The sequence below is a fragment of the Streptomyces sp. NPDC086519 genome, from assembly GCF_040686075.1.
Classification (GTDB): domain Bacteria; phylum Actinomycetota; class Actinomycetes; order Streptomycetales; family Streptomycetaceae; genus Streptomyces; species Streptomyces shenzhenensis.
In genome coordinates, this window is the sequence record NZ_JBFBJL010000052.1 from 52,845 (window position 1) to 69,717 (window position 16,873).

Genomic DNA, 16,873 nt, shown 5'->3' on the forward strand with positions numbered 1-16,873 from the left:
CGGCGTAAAGGCGGCCACGGCATCGACCCTAACGAGGTGACTCCTGACGGTGCTGCTCGCTCTGCGGCACCCGGTGCTGTACGCGACGGAAGAGCAGATCGTTCACCACATGTCCCTTGTCCAGTCCCTGGCCCTCGAAACGGGTCAGCGGCCGGTGCGCCGGGCGTGGCGCGAAACCGCCGTCGGCCTGGGTGTTCTCGAACTCCGGGTGGGCGTCGAGCACTTCGAGCATCTGCTCGGCGTACGGTTCCCAGTCCGTCGCGCAGTGCACGATCGCCCCGGGGCGCAGCCGGGTCGCGGCGAGATCGAGGAACTCGGCCTGGATCAGCCGCCGCTTGTGGTGCCGCTTCTTGGGCCACGGGTCCGGGAAGTACACGCGCAGCCCGTCCAGCGAGTCCGGCGTCAGCATCTCCCGGAGCAGGATGATCGCGTCGCCGTTCCCGACCCGGACGTTGGACAGCCCGTTCTGGTCGGCGAGGTTGAGCAGGTTCCCCTGCCCCGGTGTGTGCACGTCGACGGCGAGGATGTTGACGGCCGGATCCTCGGCGGCCATCCGCGCGGTCGCCTCGCCCATCCCGAACCCGATCTCCAGCACCACCGGGTTGCCGTTGCCGAACAGCTCGCCGAGGTCGATGACCCGCTGCCCGTCGATGTCCAGGCCCCACTTGGGCCACAGCCGCTGCAGCGCGTCGGCCTGCCCGGCGGTGACCCGGCTGCGGCGCGGCTGGAAGCTGCGGATCCGCCGCTCGAAGTGTGAGCCGGCGGGATCGGCCCTGGGCCCGTCCGGGAACCGGGGCTCGCCCTTGGCCCGGGTGCGCCGGACGGGCACCTCGGGGGCGTGGTGGGGCCGCTCACCGGGCCGGGGGGTTTCGGAGGCATTGAGGGAGTCAGACACAGTGGGTCGATTTTACGGCCCCGGCGGGAGGGCCGACGGGGTCACACTGCGTCCAGCATCGCCAGCGCCCGCCGAGCCACCTCCCGCCCGATCGGCAGCGAGGCCGTCGCCGCGGGCGAGGGCGCGTTCAGCACGTGGACCGCCCGCGGGGCCTCCTTGATCAGGAAGTCGTCGACGAGCGTCCCGTCCCGCAGCACGGCCTGCGCCCGCACCCCCGCGGCCGCCCGTACCAGGTCGCCCTCCTCGGCGGCGGGCAGCAGACGCCGTACGGCCGTCGTGAACGCCTTCTTCGACACCGACCGGCGCAGCTCGCCGCCCCCGTACCGCCAGTGCCGCCGCGCCAGCGCCCAGGCCCCCGGCCAGGCCAGCGTCCCGGCGACCTCCCACGGCCGTACGACGCCCCAGCCGTACCCCTCCCGGGCCAGCGCCGGCACCGCGTTGGGCCCGATGTGCACGCCGCCGTCGATCCCGCGCGTGAGGTGCACCCCGAGGAACGGGAAGGCGGGGTCCGGCACCGGATACACCAGCCCCCGCACCAGCTCCGGCCGCGCCAGCTCGTAGTACTCACCCCGGAACGGCACGATCCGCATCCCCGGCTCGTCCCCGGTCAGCCGCGCCATCTCGTCGCAGTACAGCCCCGCGCAGTTGACCAGCACGCGTGCGCGTACGACGTCACCGCGCGCGGTGAGCACGGCCACGCCCCGCTCCGGCCGCCGGTCCACCCGGACCACCTGCGCGCCGTACCGGATCTCCGCACCCGAGGCCTGACCGAGCTGCCGGGCGACTCCCACGAAGTCGCACACCCCGGTCGTCCCGACGTGTATGGCGGCGAGGCCCCGCACCTCGGGCTCGTACTCCCCGATCTGCGCGGCCCCGAGCTCCCGCACCGGAATCCCGTTCTCCCGGCCGCGCTGCACCAGCGCGTGCAGCCGGGGCAGCTCCGCCCGCTCCGTGGCGACGATCAGCTTGCCGGTGACGGCGTGCGCGATGCCGTACTCCGCGCAGAACTTGACCATCTCGGCGGCGCCCTTGACGGCGTACCGCGCCTTCAGCGATCCCGGCCGGTAGTAGATCCCGCTGTGGATGACCCCGCTGTTCCGGCCCGTCTGGTGCCTGGCCGGCCCGGCCTCCTTCTCCAGCAGGGTGACCCGGGTCCCCGGTGCGGCACGGGTGATCGCGTACGCGGTGGACAGCCCGACGATCCCACCCCCGACGACGAGCACATCGCAGTCGTACGCAACCCCGGCAGACACCTGCACCACCTCCCACGCTCGATAGTGCACTGCGCCACTGACATCACTTTCAAACGCCGGTGCGTGCAGCGCGCCCCAAAGGGGCGCGGGGCTGTGTTCGATGAGCGGCTGCCGCCGCGTGGGCGCGAGCAGCCACGCGGCACCCGCACCCGCCCCGTGTCCTCAGGGTCGCAGACGCCCAGGCGCCCCTCACGCCGGAGCCATCAGCAACGGCCGCGCCCGCTCCCGCAGCTCCACCACCCTCGGCTCGTCCCCGTACGGCTCCAGCCGGTGCAGCAGATCCTTCACGTACTCCGTGGTGCGCGCCGAAGATATCCGCCCGGCCACCTCCACGGCCCGCACCCCCTGCTCGCAGGCCGCGTCGAGGTTGCCCGACTCCAGTTCGGCGACAGCGGAGACGACCAGCCGCAGCCCGTGCGAGCGCACGAACTCCTCCGTCGGCTTGGAAAGAGCCTGCTCCGTGAAGCGCCGCACCTGCCGCGGAGCCTTCAGGTCCCGGTAGCACTCGGCCGCGTCCGCCGCGAACCGGTCATAGCCGTAGAAGCCGAGCCAGGAGGGATCGTTGTCCCCTTCCCGCGCCCGCTCCAGCCATCCTTCCGCGGCCTTCAGCGCGGCCCCCGCGGCCTGGGCGTCACCGGCACGCGCGTGGGCCCGCGCCTCGACCAGCCGGAAGAAGCTCATGGTGCGGGCGGTCGCCAGCCCCCGGTTCCGCTCCACGGCGGCCTGCGCGAGGTCGACGCCCTCGTCGCCGAAGCCCCGGTAGGTCGCCTGTAGGGACATCGATGCCAGGACGTACCCGCCGAGCGGCACGTCCGCCGCCGCGCGGGCCAGCCGCAGCGCCTGGATGTAGTACCGCTGCGCGGCCTCCTGCTGCCCGGTGTCGAAGGCCATCCACCCGGCCAGCCGGGTGAGTTCGGCACTCGCCCCGAACAACGCCCGCCCGACTTCGTCGGAGTACGCGCCGAGCAGCAGCGGTGCCGCCTCCACGCGTAAACACTCCGGCACCATCGACGACCGCCAGTCGCCGCCGCCGTACTTGGAGTCCCAGCGCCGGGCGTCCTCGGCGGCCTCCCGCAGCTTCTGCACATCGCTGTGGCCGACTTTGAGCGGTGCGCCCGAGCCGTCCACGGTGTGCGCCTCGCGCGCCACCGAACTGTCGGCGGGTGTAATCAGCCAACGCGAGGCGGGCGTCGCGTACGCGCTTACTGCGAAGGATCCGGCCAGCGACTGCCAGATGCCGCCGGAACCGGCCCGGCGGCCGGCCAGGTCGAGGCGGTACAGCTCCGTCGCCGACCGCACCGCCTGGCCGACGTCCCTGGGGAAGGCGAGGCCCACTTCGGGGGCGGGATCCGCGTCCGCCAGGCCGATCTCGTGGAGCGGCACCGGGCGGCCGAGCTTCTGGCCGATCGCGGCAGCGATGAGGTGCGGGGCGGCGCCCTGCGGCACCATGCCCTTCGACACCCAGCGCGCCACCGACGTCTTGTCGTAGCGAAGAGTCAACCCGCGTTGAGCGCCAAGATCGTTGACGCGACGCGCGAGTCCTGCGTTGCTGATTCCCGCGAGGGCGAGAACGGCGCCGAGTTTTTCGTTCGGCCCGCGTTGCTCCCTGGACATGCGCCACCCCTCGACACAGACGGCTGCCGCGCTGGCATAACCACGCGGCATTCGTAAACCCAGCGTAGTTCGCCGCATCCCAAGCGTTAAGGGGCATTCTTCCGGATGGCGGGATTGTGGTCCGTACGCGAGTGCGGCCCAGACACGCACCGTGCACGACCTGTCGCGACGTGCCCCCGCCGTGTGGCCGTGCGCCCGCCCGTGCGCTCTCCTCCGGCCACCAGGGGAGCGGTTCCATGGCTGGTGCGTGGGTCGGCCCGCTGTACTGGATCCAGTGGGCTGGGGGACACCGCCACCTTCATCCCCGCGGGTGGCGGACCGGTCCGGGAGGCGATGCCCGCCTCCCGGACTGTGCGCTGTCAAGTACGCGCGCGTGTGCTGCGCAAAGCATGTACGGAGCGTGCGCAAGTCCGCGCGGTCATCTCGGATTTGGCTGAAAATCGACCCCACCCTCTGCGGGCGATCAACGCTCCTACCATGGCAATTGAGGGCGCGAAGGGCGTTCTGGGGGAGCGTACAGGGGGCGCATTCGCGTCGCAGTCGCCCGGTGCCGTACGGCCGTCGGCGCTCGCCGCGACTCTCCAGCGGCACGCGCGCGTAGCCGGTCCTGCGGCAACTCCGTGAAATCTTCCAGGGATCAAAGGCGGCCCCACCGCCACCTCGGACCGCGTCCTTCATGGCAGCATGGGGACCCGGTTCGTACCGTGCATGGTTGTCCACAGCCTGTGGAGGCGTCGATGCGGTGGTTGGTGGGATGGAGCAGCACCGCCTCCGGTGCCGCCACGATCGGCTCCGCCGGCGCCATGGGCTACGACGGCGAGACCGTCCACCCCATCGGCTCCCAACTCCTGTGGGGCGACCCCGATCCGCTGTGGGCGGTCGGCGACTGGCGCCCCGACGAGGTGCGTGTCATCAGGGCCGACGCGCAGAACCGCATCGCCGTCCTCGGCACCTGCGGCGCCACCGACGAGGAGCTGCGTCTCGGCCTCTTCACGGCGCGCGGGGGCGCACTGCGCCATCTGACCGCCTGGCCCGGCAGCTACACGGCCGTCGTCCAGGTCGGCCGCCGGGTCACCGTCTGCGGCGACCTCGCGGGCGCCCGCCCGGTCTTCTACAGCCCCTGGGCAGGCGGTACGGCCTACGCCACGGCCGCCCTCCCCCTCGCCGACCTCATCGAGGCCAACCTCGACTACGGCCACCTCGCGGCCCTCCTCGCCGTCCCCGACGTACCGGCCGCGCTGCACGACTCGACCCCGTACGAGGGCGTGCGGCGCGTTCCGCCAGGGCATGCGCTGATCCTGCGCGCCGGGGCGCGCGAGATCGCCGGCTACGAGCAGGTCGCCTCGCTCGCGGTCGCGGCGCCCTCCGCCGACCCCGACCGTGCGGTGGACGCCGTACGGGACGCGCTCGTAGAAGCGGTACGCGCGCGGCTGTCGGCGCCCCGGCACGTCCCGGACATCGACCCGGGTCCGGTCCCCGGCATGGGCCCCGCCGAGCGTCGCGCGGCGCGCGGGATGCCGGTCCCGGGCATCGGCGCCGACCTCTCCGGCGGCCCCGCGTCGGGGACGCTCGCGCTGCTCGCCGCGGGGCTGCCCGGGATGCCCGGCACGGTCCTCGGCCACGGCGCCGGCGAGCGCCTCCTCGCCGTCACCTTCAACGACCTGGCCGTGGGCGGCCGCGAGGCCGAACTCGAACGCGCCGGCACCCTCGCCGCCAACCCGCGCCTGCACCACGTGGTGGTCACCGGCGGCGAGGAGATGCTGCCGTACGCCGACCTCGACGGCCCCCTGACCGACGAACCGGGGCCGTCCCTGATCTTCGCGGCCCGGCACCGCGCCCGGCTCGCCGCCGGCAGCGCCGACCACTTCACCGGCTACGGCGCCCGCCAGGTCCTCGACGCCCATCCCGCGCGCCTCGCCGACCTGCTGATGGACCGCAAGCGGCGCCACCTCGTCCGCCCGGTCGCCGCGCTGGCCAAGGCCGACGGCTCGGTGATGGTCCCCGCGCGCGTGTACAGCGCGGCGCGGCGCCTGGCACGTACGCCGTACCGCGCGGGCGTCGAGACCCTCGCCGAGCGCCTGCTGCGGCGCCGGTTCGACGACCCCGGAGGCGCGGTGGGCGCGTCCCTGGCGGCGCTCACCTGGGCGAGACCGGGCCCGGCGGCGCGCTGGCTGACTGGCGAGGCACTGGCTGAAGTATCGGTTCTGCTCCAGGGCGCGGCGAACCGCTCCGGCGTCGGCCCCGGCCAGCGACCCGGAGACTACCGCGCGCGTGCGGTGCTGGCCCGTCACGCGGCCGACATCCGCGTCCTGGAACAGGCGGCCGAAGTCCGCTCCCAGCGCCTCCACACTCCCTTCCTGGACAACCAGGTGGTCCGCGCCTGCCGCGACCTCCCCGAGGCGCTGCGGGTCCAGCCGGGCGCCCGCGCGGCGATCCTCCGCACGGTCCTGGAGGGCGCCGGCGTCGCCGACCTCCCGCCGGGCTGGGGCGCCCCCTCCCACGCCTCCTCGGCAGCCGCCACCCGCACGGGGCTGCGCGTGGCGGCCGACGACCTGATCTCCCTCTTCTCGACGCCGCTGCTGGCTCAGGCGGGCCTGGTGGAGGCGAGGGTGGTCCGCAAGGCGCTGCGCGCGGCGGCCGCGGGGGAGCCGTTGCCGCTGGACGGCCTGGCCGACCTGGTCTCCCTGGAGCTGTGGCTGCGCCGCCTCCTCTCCCGCCGGGGCACGTGCTGGACGGGGACGCCGGCGCGGGCCCGTGCGGTGCCTGCGGGGGTGACGCCGATGAGGGGGGCGTTGGCGTCGGGGGCGTGACGTGGTGCGGGGGCCGCCTTGTCCGGGGGCTGCCGCATCGAGATGCGGCCTTTGTGTTCCGTCTGCGGGCCGGTGGGGGTTGATCGCGCAGTTCCCCGCGCCCCTGACGGGGCGCCGCAGTCGCGTCAGCTTCCCAGCTGCGGGCAGTCGTGCCGCTGGGGCGGCACGGGTGGGCGCAGCGGCACCGTGTCAGCGCCGTAAGCGAAAACCCCGGCCCCGCCCCCGCCCCGGGCAACCCGCAACCCCCGGCGCTGAAACTCCGTGCCCCTTCCCCAGCCCCCGGCGACAATGACCCGGTGCGGTACCGAATCCTGGGCGTGACCCAGGCCAGCGACGACCACGGCGCCCCCATACCCGTCGGCGGCCCCCGCCTCCGCGCCCTGCTCACGGTCCTCGCCCTCCACCCCGCCCGCACCCTCACCCCCGACACCCTCATCGAGGAGATCTGGGCGGCGGACGACGACCCGCCCCAGGACGCCCCGGCCGCGCTCCAGGCCCTCGTCGGCCGCCTCCGCCGCGCCCTCGGCAAGGACAGCGTCACCTCCACCCCGGGCGGCTACCGCCTGGAGGCGGCCGAGGACGACATCGACCTGCACGTCTTCGAGCGACGGGTACGCGACGGCAGCCAGGCCCTGACCACCGGCGACCCGGCGACGGCCCACCGTCTCCTCACCGACGCCCTCGCCCTCTGGCGCGGCCCCGCCCTCGCCGACCTCCCCGACCGCGCCGCGGCCGCCGCCCGCCCCGAGGCGCTCCGGCTGGAAGCCACCCGTGCCCGCGCCGACGCCGCGCTCCGCCTCGGCCGAGCCGCCGACGCCGTACCGGAACTGACCGAGCTCACCACGGCCCACCCGTACGACGAGCCGCTGCACGCCCTGCTCATCCGCGCCCTGCGCGACACCGGCCGCCCGGCGGACGCCCTCGCCGCGTACGAGACCGCCCGCCGCACCCTCGCCGAAGGCCTCGGGACCGACCCGGGCCCGGAACTCAGGGCACTGCACGCGTCGTTGCTCACCCAGGAAGCCAGCCCCGGCCTTCTGGGCGCACCCCCGCCCCGCACCGGCAACCTCCGTCCGCGTCTTACCTCTTTCGTGGGCCGGGAACCCGAACTCGAAGCCGTTCGTTCCGAATTGCACAGGGCCCGTCTCGTCACCCTCACCGGACCGGGCGGCTCAGGAAAGACCCGTCTCGCCGAGGAGGCCGCCGCCGGGCTCCCGCAGGCATGGCTCGTCGAGCTCGCCCCGCTCGACCGGCCGGAGGCGGTGCCAGGCGCGGTGGTCAGCGCGCTCGGTCTGCGCGAGACCGTGCTCATGACCAACGAACCGGCGGCGGTGCAGAGCGACCCCACGGCCCTGCTCGTCGAGTACTGCGCCCCGCGCAGCCAACTCCTGATCCTTGACAACTGCGAACATGTCATCGAAGCGGCGGCCGCCCTCGCCGAGACCCTGCTCACCCACTGCCCGGGACTCACGGTCCTCGCCACCAGCCGTGAACCCCTGGGCGTCCCCGGCGAGTCGGTGCGCCCGGTCGAGCCCCTCGCCCCCGAGCAGGCACGCCGCCTCTTCGAGGAGCGCGCCGCCGCCGTCCGTCCCGCGCCCGGCGCCGCCGCGCCCGGCGCCGCCGCGCCCGGCGCCGCCGCGCCCGGCGCCGCCGCGCCGGGCGACGCGGCGGCCATCGACGAGATCTGCCGCCGCCTGGACGGCCTGCCCCTGGCCATCGAGCTGGCGGCGGCCCGGCTGCGGCTGCTGACGCCCCGGCAGATCGCCGACCGGCTCGACGACCGCTTCCGCCTGCTCACCGCCGGCAGCCGCACGGTTCTGCCCCGCCAGCAGACCCTGCGCGCGGTCGTCGACTGGTCCTGGGACCTGCTCGACGAGCGGGAGCGGACGATGCTGCGCGAGGTGTCCGTCTTCGCCGGCGGCTGGGACCTCACGGCGGCGGAGGCCGTGTGCACCGGACCGGCCGCCGACCTCATCGGCGCGCTCGTCGACAAGTCCCTGGTCATCGCCACCCCGGACGGTGCGGACGGCACCGGCGGCATGCGCTACCGCATGCTGGAGACCATCCACGAGTACGCCGTCGAGCGCGCCGCGGAGGCCCCCGGACTGCGCGCGGCGGCCGAGCGGCGGCACGGCGCGTGGGTGCGGGCGCTCGTGGAGGAGGCGGAGCCAAGACTGCGCTCCGGGGAGCAGCTCTCCTGGATCCGCCGCCTGGAGACCGACCTCGACAACATCCGCGCCGCCCTCGACCGGGCGCTCCGCGCGGGCGACGAGGTGCAGGCGGGCCGGCTCGTCCTCGCCGTCGGCTGGTTCTGGTGGCTGCGCAACTACCGCCAGGAGGCGACGACCTCGGTGCGCGCGGTACTGCGCCTGGGCGTCGCCCGGGACGCCCTGCCCCCGGATGCCCACCCGGACGAGCTGCGCGCGTCCGCCGACGCGGCGGACCCCGTGGGCGCGCTCCTGGCCGCCCCGGACGCCGGGGCCGGGCACCCGCTGTACGAACTGCGCATGGACCTCAGGCTGCTCGACCTGTTCCTGGCGTCCGAGTCCGGCCAGCCGGACCTGGTGAGGGACGAGCGGACCCTGCGGTACGTCGCGCGCGTCCGGGCCGCCTTCGAGGCGGGCGGTCCCCGGGCCGCCCGGATGCCGGGCCTCATCTGGCCGCTCACCGCGTGGACCCTGGGCGGCTCCGCCGTGGACATCACTCCGGACATGTCCGCGGTGGTCGCCAACTGCCGGGTGCACGGCGGTGAGTGGGAGATCGGCGTCACCCTGATGTACCGCACCCACATCCTGGTCGACTCACCCGGCAACCTGCGGGGCGTCGACGAGGACCTGGCCGAGCTGCGGGTCCTCAGCCGGCGGGTCGGGGACCGCTGGATGGGAGCACAGGTGTGCAGCGCGGCCGGTGAGGCGGACATGGCGCGCGGCCGGTTCACGGCGGCGGAGGGCGAGTACCGGGAGGCGCTGCGGCTCGCCCACGAGGTGGGCGCGCACGCGGAGACGCCCTTCCTGCTCGCGCGGCTCGCCGAGATCGCCTTCCGCTCCGGCGACCGGGCGGGCGCCCGGGCCGTCCTCGACCAGGCGGGCGAGGCCGCCGACCGGTACGCGGTGGCGGAGTCGAAGGCGTACGTGGCGCTGCTCAGGGCGTACCTGGCCCTCTGCGACGGGGAACTGCCGCGGGCGCGTGAGTGCTACGAGACCGTTCGTGCCACGACGGTGGCCGGCTCCGCGCCGCCGCAGTTCATGGCCATGATCCGCGGGGCCGAGGCCCTGCTCACGGCGGTGGAGCACGGCCCCGCGCGGGCGCTGCCGATCGTGGCCGAGGGGCTGCGCGAGGCGGTGGAGTACCGCTGCGCCGAGGTGATCACGGCGGCGCTGGTGGACATCGGCGGCGACCTGCTGGCCCGGCTCGGCGATCTGGCGGGGGCGGTACGGCTGTACGCCGCCGCCGACCACTGGCGCGCCGGGAACGTCCGCCCCGAGCCGGAGCGCACTCGCGCCGAGGAGGTCGACGCGGCCGCCCGCGCCGCGCTGACCCCGCAGCGTTACGCGGCCGAGCGCTCGCGCGGCGCCTCCCTCACCGAGGAGGACGCCCTGCGCGAACTGAGCAGAACGCCGACCGCCGCTACCGGCACGTGAACCTCGACTCGGCCCAGTCGGCGAGCGCCACCGTGTCGAAGGCGCTCTGCGGTTCCACCGCCAGGCGCACGGTCCGGTGCCCGGTCAGGTCCACATGGACGGGCACGGCGGCCTGTCCGCCCTCGACCACCCCGGACCGCCACAGCCGCACCCCGTCCGCGTAGACGGCGAACATGACCTTGCCGAGGCCGAGGGTCATGTCGTCGACGCCGGCCATCGCGTCGTAGGCGGTGCACTGCCGGTTGAGGTCGATGGTGACGGAGGACCTGCCGTGCACGGTGACGCCGTGGGCGTACTTCTTCCCGGCGACCGTCACGCCGTACCGCTGCCACACCCAGCTGCTCTCGCCGAGCCGCATCTCGGGCCGGGTGCCGTCGCCGGTGACGTCGAAGCGCAGCTCGCTCCACTGGTAGACGACCGGGGCGGGCGGCGCGGTGGGCGTCGGGGTGGAGGTGGGGGTCGGTCTCGGAGTCAGGGGCGGTGCGGGTATCGCAGTGGGGGTCGGCTTGGGGCTGGGGGCGGGCCGGGGGCTCGGCGTGGGTGTCGGCGTGGGTGTCGGCGCCGGTGTGGGGGCGGGGGCCGGTCGGGCGGCGACGGCGACCGGCTCGGGTTCCGGTTGCTTCTTCGACGGAGTGGGGGTCGGCGCCCCGGGCCGGACGACCGGCGGGGACGGGGCGGGTCTGGCCGCCTCCTTGGCCGGGTGGCCGTCGTTCGCCAGGGCGAGGGCCACCACGGCGACCGCCGTCGCCACCAGCCCGGCGGCGATACCGGCCTTCACCGGTCCCGCCAGCCCCTCCGAGGCCGCGGCACCCCCGGCACCGCCGCCCGCCCCGCCGGACGAACCGCTCGCCGCGGCGGCCGCGCCCGCGGCCCCCGCTCCGGCGCCCCCGGCGATGATCCCGAGCGCCTTGGCGTACCCGGCGGCCCCGAACCAGCCGATGACCGCGAGGGGTACGACGGCCGGGATACCGCTCGCGACCTCTTCGATCTGGGCGGCGGCCAGCCGGCACCTGGCGCACTCCTCCAGGTGCTTGCGCAGCCCCCGTTCGGCGCGGACCCGCAGCTTGCGGCGGGCGTAGCCGCCGAGCCGGTCGGCGTAGCGGGCGCACTCCTCGTCGTCGACGAGGGCGGCGCTGACATGGGCCTGGAGGTAGGCCTGCCTGAGGCCCTCGCGGGCCCGGCTGGCAAGGACCCGGGTGCCGTTGGCGTCCAGCCCGAAGAGGGGGGCCACCTCGCTCGGCGACTCGTCCTCGACCTCGGTGTGCCACAGCACGGCCTGCCAGCGCTCCGGCAGCGAACGGAAGGCCTGCATCGCCATCGACTGCTCGGCCTCGTGCATCGCCCGCACATCCGCGCCGAGGTCCAGTGTGTCGTTGTCGGACCCCTCGGAGCCGCGCGCGGACTGCGCCGCGAACAGCGCGAAGTCGTCGACCAGTCGCTCACGCCGGGCCGACCTGGTCCACTGCGCGGCGACCCGGCGTACGGAGGTGAGCAGGTAGGCGCGCACGGCGTACTCGGGCCCGGACCCGCCGCGTACCGCCTGCAGCATGCGGGCGAACACCTCGGCGGTCAGGTCCTCGGCGGTGTGCCCGTCCCGGCAGCAGGTCCGCGCGTAGCGCCGCACCGCGTCCGCGTGCCGGCGGTACAGCTCCTCGTACGCCGAGTCGTCGCCGGCCCGCATCCGCTCGATCAACTGGCTGTCGGGATGCGGCGGTTTCCGGGACGTGGGCGGCACACCGCCGTCGCGCTGTGCCGGAACGTCGGCCCGGCCGCCCCGGCCGGGCACCTGCGGCGAGGCCGTCTCCTCACCGACGGACTCGTCCCACCCGTCAACGCTCATCGCGGAACGCCCCCGATGCCTGCCCGCCCGACCGAATCACCGGCTCAGCCTGCCACACCGCCTTTGCCCGGATCCCTGGGTGCCGACACGGTCACCCGGAAGGGGACGCACCCCGAAGGGCCGCGGGGCTGGGTCAGATATGCGGCTCCGCCGCGTGGGCGCGACCAGCCACAGTCAGCCCGCACCCGCCCACGGTCGTGGCCCCGCACCCGCCCACGCGAAGGTCACCCGCGCGGCCAGGCGAGGACACCGTCAGGCCCGCGACCGCAACCCCTCCAGCAGAATGTCCAGCAGCCGGGCCGAAGCCGCCGCCTGCTGCGCGGCATCCGGCAGGGACGGCGCGGCCGTGGCGATCACCAGCAGCACGTCGGAGACCGAGACGTCCGGTCGCAACGCACCCGCCGCCCGAGCCCGCTCCACCAGCCGCCCGACGACTTCGAGCAGCTCGGCCGCCCCCGCGTCATCGCCGTCGGTGCCGGTCACCGGTTCCCGTTCCTCCGCCACCAGCCGCAACTCCCCGGCCCCCGGCTGCGTCCGCTGCTGAGGCAGCCGGGCCTCCACGGTCCCGGAGCCGGCATCGACCCCGCCGCCGAGCCCCTCCGGCACGCCGACCCGAAGCACCTGCGGCGGCAGCAACCGCCCCGCCCCCGACGCCACCGACGTCCGCAGGAAGCGCGACAGCGCCGACCACGGCTCGTCCTCCTGCCCGAGCGCGGCCCGCGCCTGGTCGGTCAGCCGGGAGGTCTCCTCCTCGGCTATCCGCCGTACCAGCACGTCCTTGCTCGGAAAGCGCCGGTACACGGTGCCGACCCCGACCCGCGCCCGCCGCGCCACGTCCTCCATCGGCGCGCCGTACCCCAGCTCGCCGAAGACCTCGCGCGCCGCGCGCAGCACGTGCTCCAGATTGCGCTGTGCGTCCACCCGCAACGGCGTCGTACGCGGCCCGTCACCGCGTCCGTTGCCCGTCGTCGCGCTCACCGTTCCGCCACCGGCCGCCAGAGCGGATGCCGATGACCAATGCGTGTCCTGAATATGCATCTGTGTTCCCCCGGTTAACGACGTCTCCCCCCGGAGACTCTCCCCGTCACTGATAGCCGGAGCGAGCGGAACTGCGGCCGACCCATGACCGATCATGGACCGTGGGCCTGCGGACCGCCTGTCGCGGACCGTTCGACCACGTCCTCTGCACCCCGTCGACACACGAACATAGTTGAGAGGCTGTCAATTCAGAAGGGGGACGTTCCGCACGGTGCGCCCCCCGATCGGAGTACGGGTCGTTTACCTCCCGATTCGATGCCTTCGCGCCCCCTTGCCCGCCCCCGCTGACCTGGCCCCTTTCGTCCCGCCCGGGGCGCGCGTCCGGCGCCCGGCCCAGGCGCCCGTCGGTCACACAAGTTGCCGGGGCTGTGGACAAACAAGAGTCACGGGTGCGTCATGGGATGGTGAAGGAACGTGCGCGCATTCTCGTTGTCGGCGGCGGCTACGTCGGGATGTACACGGCCCTGAGGCTGCAGCGGAAGCTGAAGCGGGAGCTCAGGCAGGGCGAGGTCGACATCACTGTCGTCACCCCTGATCCCTATATGACCTACCAGCCGTTCCTTCCCGAAGCGGCCGCGGGTTCGATTTCCCCTCGTCATGTGGTCGTACCGTTGCGGCGCGTTCTGGACCAGTGCCATGTCGTCATCGGCGAGGTGACGGCCGTCGAACACGCCAAGCGCACCGCCGAAGTCGCCACCCTCGCCACCGCCGAGGAGCGGAGAGGCGCCACTTTCCTGGAGTACGACGAACTGGTCCTCGCCCCCGGCTCGATCGCGCGCACGCTGCCCATCCCCGGTCTCGCCGAGCACGGCGTCGGCTTCAAGACCGTCGAGGAGGCCATCGGCCTGCGCAACCACGTCATCGAGCAGATGGACATCGCCTCCTCCACCCGCGACCCCGCGATCCGCGACGCGGCCCTCACCTTCGTCTTCGTGGGCGGCGGCTACGCGGGCGTGGAAGCCCTCGGCGAACTGGAGGACATGGCCCGCTACACCGCGCGGTACTACCACAACGTCCGGCCCGAGGACATGAAATGGATCCTCGTCGAGGCCACCGACCGGATCCTCCCCGAGGTCGGGCCCGAGCTGGGCCGCTACACCGTCACCGAACTGCGCCGCCGCAACATCCAGGTGCTGCTCGACACCCGCCTGGAGTCCTGTGCCGACCGCGTCGCCGTCCTCAGTGACGGCCAGCGCTTCCCGACCCGCACCCTCGTATGGACGGCAGGCGTCAAGCCGCACCCGCTGATCGCCGCCACCGACCTGCCGCGCACTCCGCTCGGACGGCTGAAGTGCACCGCCGAGCTGACGATCGACGGCGTCGACCACGCATGGGCCGCGGGCGACGCCGCCGCCGTCCCGGACGTCACGGCCGCCGAACCCGGCACCGAGACCGTCGCCGCCAACGCCCAGCACGCGGTCCGCCAGGCCAGGACCCTCGGCGACAACATCGTCCACGCGCTGCGCGGCGAACCCCTCGACACGTACGCCCACACATACGTCGGCGCGGTCGCCTCCCTCGGTTTCCACCAGGGCGTCGCCCAGGTCTACGGGCGCAGGCTGAAGGGCTACCCTGCCTGGTTCATGCACCGCCTCTACCACCTGAGCAGGGTTCCCACCGTCAACCGCAAGGCCCGCGTCCTCGCCGAATGGATCCTCGCCGGGCTCTTCAAACGGGAGATCGTCTCGCTCGGGTCGCTCGAACATCCCCGAGCGGAGTTCGAACTCGCGGCCGGTGGAAAGCCTCCACACAGTCCCTCGGACGACTCGAACGGGTCGTTCTGACGGAACTCAGGAACTCCACGGGCCGCCCCGGCGTCTGACGGATGTCGTCGCCGACGGCCACCCTGCCAGACTGCCCCCGACCGAGCACAAGGCTTCTCCCCAGCTTCTCCCCAGTACTGCACCGGGGGACTTCCCCCGGCCCCCGGCCGCTCCCCGAGCCGGCCGGAGACGACGACACGAGGCAAGGTTTCGTGAACTTCACGCGCTGGAGCGCCCGGCTCCCCGGAACGCAGCGCCGCGCCGCAGCGCGGACCGAGCACGCGGTCACCCCGGACCGACGGGGGGAAGGCTCCGTGCCCGCGGCCCGCGCCGAACAACTGACCGACAACTCGCCCTGTGTACCGGCGGTCGACGAACTGCCCGCCCGCGGCGTCCTCGACCACGTCCCGGCCCTGGTAGCCCTCGTCCACGGCCCCGACCACCACATCGCCTACGTCAACGACGCCTATACGACGGCCTTCGGCGTACGTCCCCCGGGCGCCCCCGCCCGCGAGGCCCTGCCCGAACTCGCCGAACTGGGCCTTCTCCCCCTGCTCGACCAGGTCCTGCGCAGCGGCAGGCCCCGCACGCTCAAGTCCCGCAAGGCGCTCGACGGCCGCACCTACACGTTCACCTGCACCCCGGTCGCCGAGAACGGCGACCGCGACGGCGGCGTCCTCCTCTTCGCCACCGACGTCACCGACCACGCCGAGGCGGCAGAGCGGCTGCGCGCGAGCGAACGCCGCCAGCGCGAGACCGCGGTGACCCTGCAGCGCAGCCTGCTGCCGCAGGAGCTCGAACAACCCGACGACCTGCGCATCGCCGCCACCTACCAGCCCGGCGGCACCGAGGCCGCGGTCGGCGGCGACTGGTACGACGTCATCACCCTCGGCGGCGGCCGCACCGCCCTCGTCATCGGCGACGTGATGGGCCGCGGCGTCCGCGCGGCGGCCATCATGGGCCAGCTCCGTACGGCGGTCCGCGCCTACGCCCGCCTGGACATCCCCCCGCACGAGGTCCTCCAACTCCTCGACGGCCTCACCACCGAGATCGACCCCCACCAGATCGCCACCTGCGTCTACGCCGTCCACGACCCCAACGAGGGGCGGCTGGTGTACGCCTCCGCCGGCCACCTCCCGATCCTGGTCCGTGACGAGAACGGCAGCGTGCTGCGCACCGAGGAACCGACCGGACCGCCGCTCGGCACCGGCGGCTGGGTGCACGCGTCCGCCTCGGTACCGCTGGGCCCCGGCTCCACAGCCGTCCTCTACACGGACGGCCTGGTCGAACGCCGTGACGAGGACATCGACGAGGGCATCGCGGCGCTGGAGCGCGCGCTGGCGGGCGCCACCGGCACGCCCCAGGTCATCTGCGACCGCCTCGTCCGCTCGGCCGGCGTCACGGCCGGCCACGACGACGACGTCGCCGTCCTGGTCCTCCAGCATCCGGCCCGTACGGGCCCGGACAGCGACCTGTTCCGCAACGCCGCACTGGAACTCCTCGGCGGCATCGAGGCGGCGCCCCGCGCCCGCGCGTTCGCCTCCGGCGTGCTGACCAGCTGGCGGTTCCCGGCCGATCTCCACGACCTGGGTGTCCTCGCCGCGAGCGAACTGGTCGCCAACTCCCTCCAGCACGGCACCCCGCCCATGCGGCTGCGGCTCCGCCGCACCGACCGCCGACTGATCATCGAGGTGACGGACGGCGACGACCACCTGCCGCGGCGGAGACGAGCGGAGCCGGGCGACGAGTCGGGGAGAGGCATCGCGATCGTGGCGACGATCGCGTCGGGGTGGGGGTCGAGGAGGACGCCGGGGGGCGGGAAGGCGGTGTGGTGCGAGTTCGTACTGCCGAAGGGGTAGCGCCGTAGGAGGGCGGGCCCCTGGGTTTCGGCCGCGGACGGGTGGAGGCTGGGCGCGCCGACGCGGCGAAGCCGCATATCGACTACAGCCCCGCGCCCCTGGCGGGGCGGGGGGGGGGGTGGGGCGCGGGGGGGCCAGCGGGGGCGGGGGGGGCGGCCCC

9 protein-coding genes are annotated in these 16,873 nt (G+C 74.2%); 4 read left to right on the forward strand and 5 right to left on the reverse strand.

Annotated features, from left to right (window positions below):
- Positions 1-28 precede the first annotated feature (28 nt).
- From trmB to AB0P24_RS35665, 3 genes are all read right to left on the reverse strand, one after another.
- Positions 29-895, reverse strand: a complete 867-nt coding sequence (trmB, locus tag AB0P24_RS35655; protein WP_365801394.1) for a tRNA (guanosine(46)-N7)-methyltransferase TrmB — start codon at positions 893-895, stop codon at positions 29-31.
- Positions 896-936: 41 nt separating this feature from the next.
- The gene (lhgO, locus tag AB0P24_RS35660; RefSeq protein ID WP_365801396.1) at positions 937-2,157 is read right to left on the reverse strand and encodes an L-2-hydroxyglutarate oxidase; all 1,221 of its coding nucleotides are present in this window, start codon (positions 2,155-2,157) and stop codon (positions 937-939) included.
- 180 nt (positions 2,158-2,337) lie between these two features.
- A complete protein-coding gene (locus tag AB0P24_RS35665; protein ID WP_181807741.1) occupies positions 2,338-3,762 on the reverse strand; it encodes an MFS transporter in 1,425 nt (474 codons plus the stop codon).
- A 737-nt stretch (positions 3,763-4,499) separates the two neighbouring features.
- Between AB0P24_RS35665 and AB0P24_RS35670 the strand changes: the two genes are divergently transcribed.
- Together AB0P24_RS35670 and AB0P24_RS35675 are read left to right on the forward strand one after the other, a co-directional pair.
- Complete coding sequence (locus tag AB0P24_RS35670) at positions 4,500-6,572, forward strand: asparagine synthase-related protein (RefSeq protein WP_365801398.1); 2,073 nt, start codon at positions 4,500-4,502, stop codon at positions 6,570-6,572.
- Positions 6,573-6,868: 296 nt separating this feature from the next.
- Complete coding sequence (locus AB0P24_RS35675) at positions 6,869-10,213, forward strand: BTAD domain-containing putative transcriptional regulator (protein WP_365801400.1); 3,345 nt, start codon at positions 6,869-6,871, stop codon at positions 10,211-10,213.
- Here the strand turns inward: AB0P24_RS35675 and AB0P24_RS35680 are convergent.
- Both AB0P24_RS35680 and AB0P24_RS35685 read right to left on the reverse strand, forming a co-directional pair.
- Complete coding sequence (locus AB0P24_RS35680; protein WP_365801402.1) at positions 10,200-12,053, reverse strand: sigma-70 family RNA polymerase sigma factor; 1,854 nt, start codon at positions 12,051-12,053, stop codon at positions 10,200-10,202. The genes AB0P24_RS35675 and AB0P24_RS35680 overlap by 14 nt on opposite strands.
- Before the next feature lie 252 nt (positions 12,054-12,305).
- On the reverse strand, positions 12,306-13,091 hold the full coding sequence (locus AB0P24_RS35685) for a TetR family transcriptional regulator (RefSeq protein ID WP_365801404.1): 786 nt from the start codon (positions 13,089-13,091) through the stop codon (positions 12,306-12,308).
- Positions 13,092-13,492: 401 nt separating this feature from the next.
- Here AB0P24_RS35685 and AB0P24_RS35690 point away from each other — a divergent pair, with 401 nt between their 5' ends.
- Together AB0P24_RS35690 and AB0P24_RS35695 are read left to right on the forward strand one after the other, a co-directional pair.
- The gene (locus tag AB0P24_RS35690; protein WP_365801406.1) at positions 13,493-14,875 is read left to right on the forward strand and encodes an FAD-dependent oxidoreductase; all 1,383 of its coding nucleotides are present in this window, start codon (positions 13,493-13,495) and stop codon (positions 14,873-14,875) included.
- Positions 14,876-15,066: 191 nt separating this feature from the next.
- On the forward strand, positions 15,067-16,713 hold the full coding sequence (locus AB0P24_RS35695) for a SpoIIE family protein phosphatase (protein WP_365801408.1): 1,647 nt from the start codon (positions 15,067-15,069) through the stop codon (positions 16,711-16,713).
- Positions 16,714-16,873 lie beyond the last annotated feature (160 nt).

What these genes read in the sequence shown, in the direction of transcription:
- AB0P24_RS35665 (WP_181807741.1), bottom strand. Translation starts at nt 3,762, where the DNA reads ATGTCCAGGGAGCAACGCGGGCCGAACGAAAAACTCGGCGCCGTTCTC.
- AB0P24_RS35670 (WP_365801398.1), top strand. Translation starts at nt 4,500, where the DNA reads ATGCGGTGGTTGGTGGGATGGAGCAGCACCGCCTCCGGTGCCGCCACG.
- AB0P24_RS35680 (WP_365801402.1), bottom strand. Translation starts at nt 12,053, where the DNA reads ATGAGCGTTGACGGGTGGGACGAGTCCGTCGGTGAGGAGACGGCCTCG.
- AB0P24_RS35685 (WP_365801404.1), bottom strand. Translation starts at nt 13,091, where the DNA reads ATGCATATTCAGGACACGCATTGGTCATCGGCATCCGCTCTGGCGGCC.
- AB0P24_RS35690 (WP_365801406.1), top strand. Translation starts at nt 13,493, where the DNA reads ATGGTGAAGGAACGTGCGCGCATTCTCGTTGTCGGCGGCGGCTACGTC.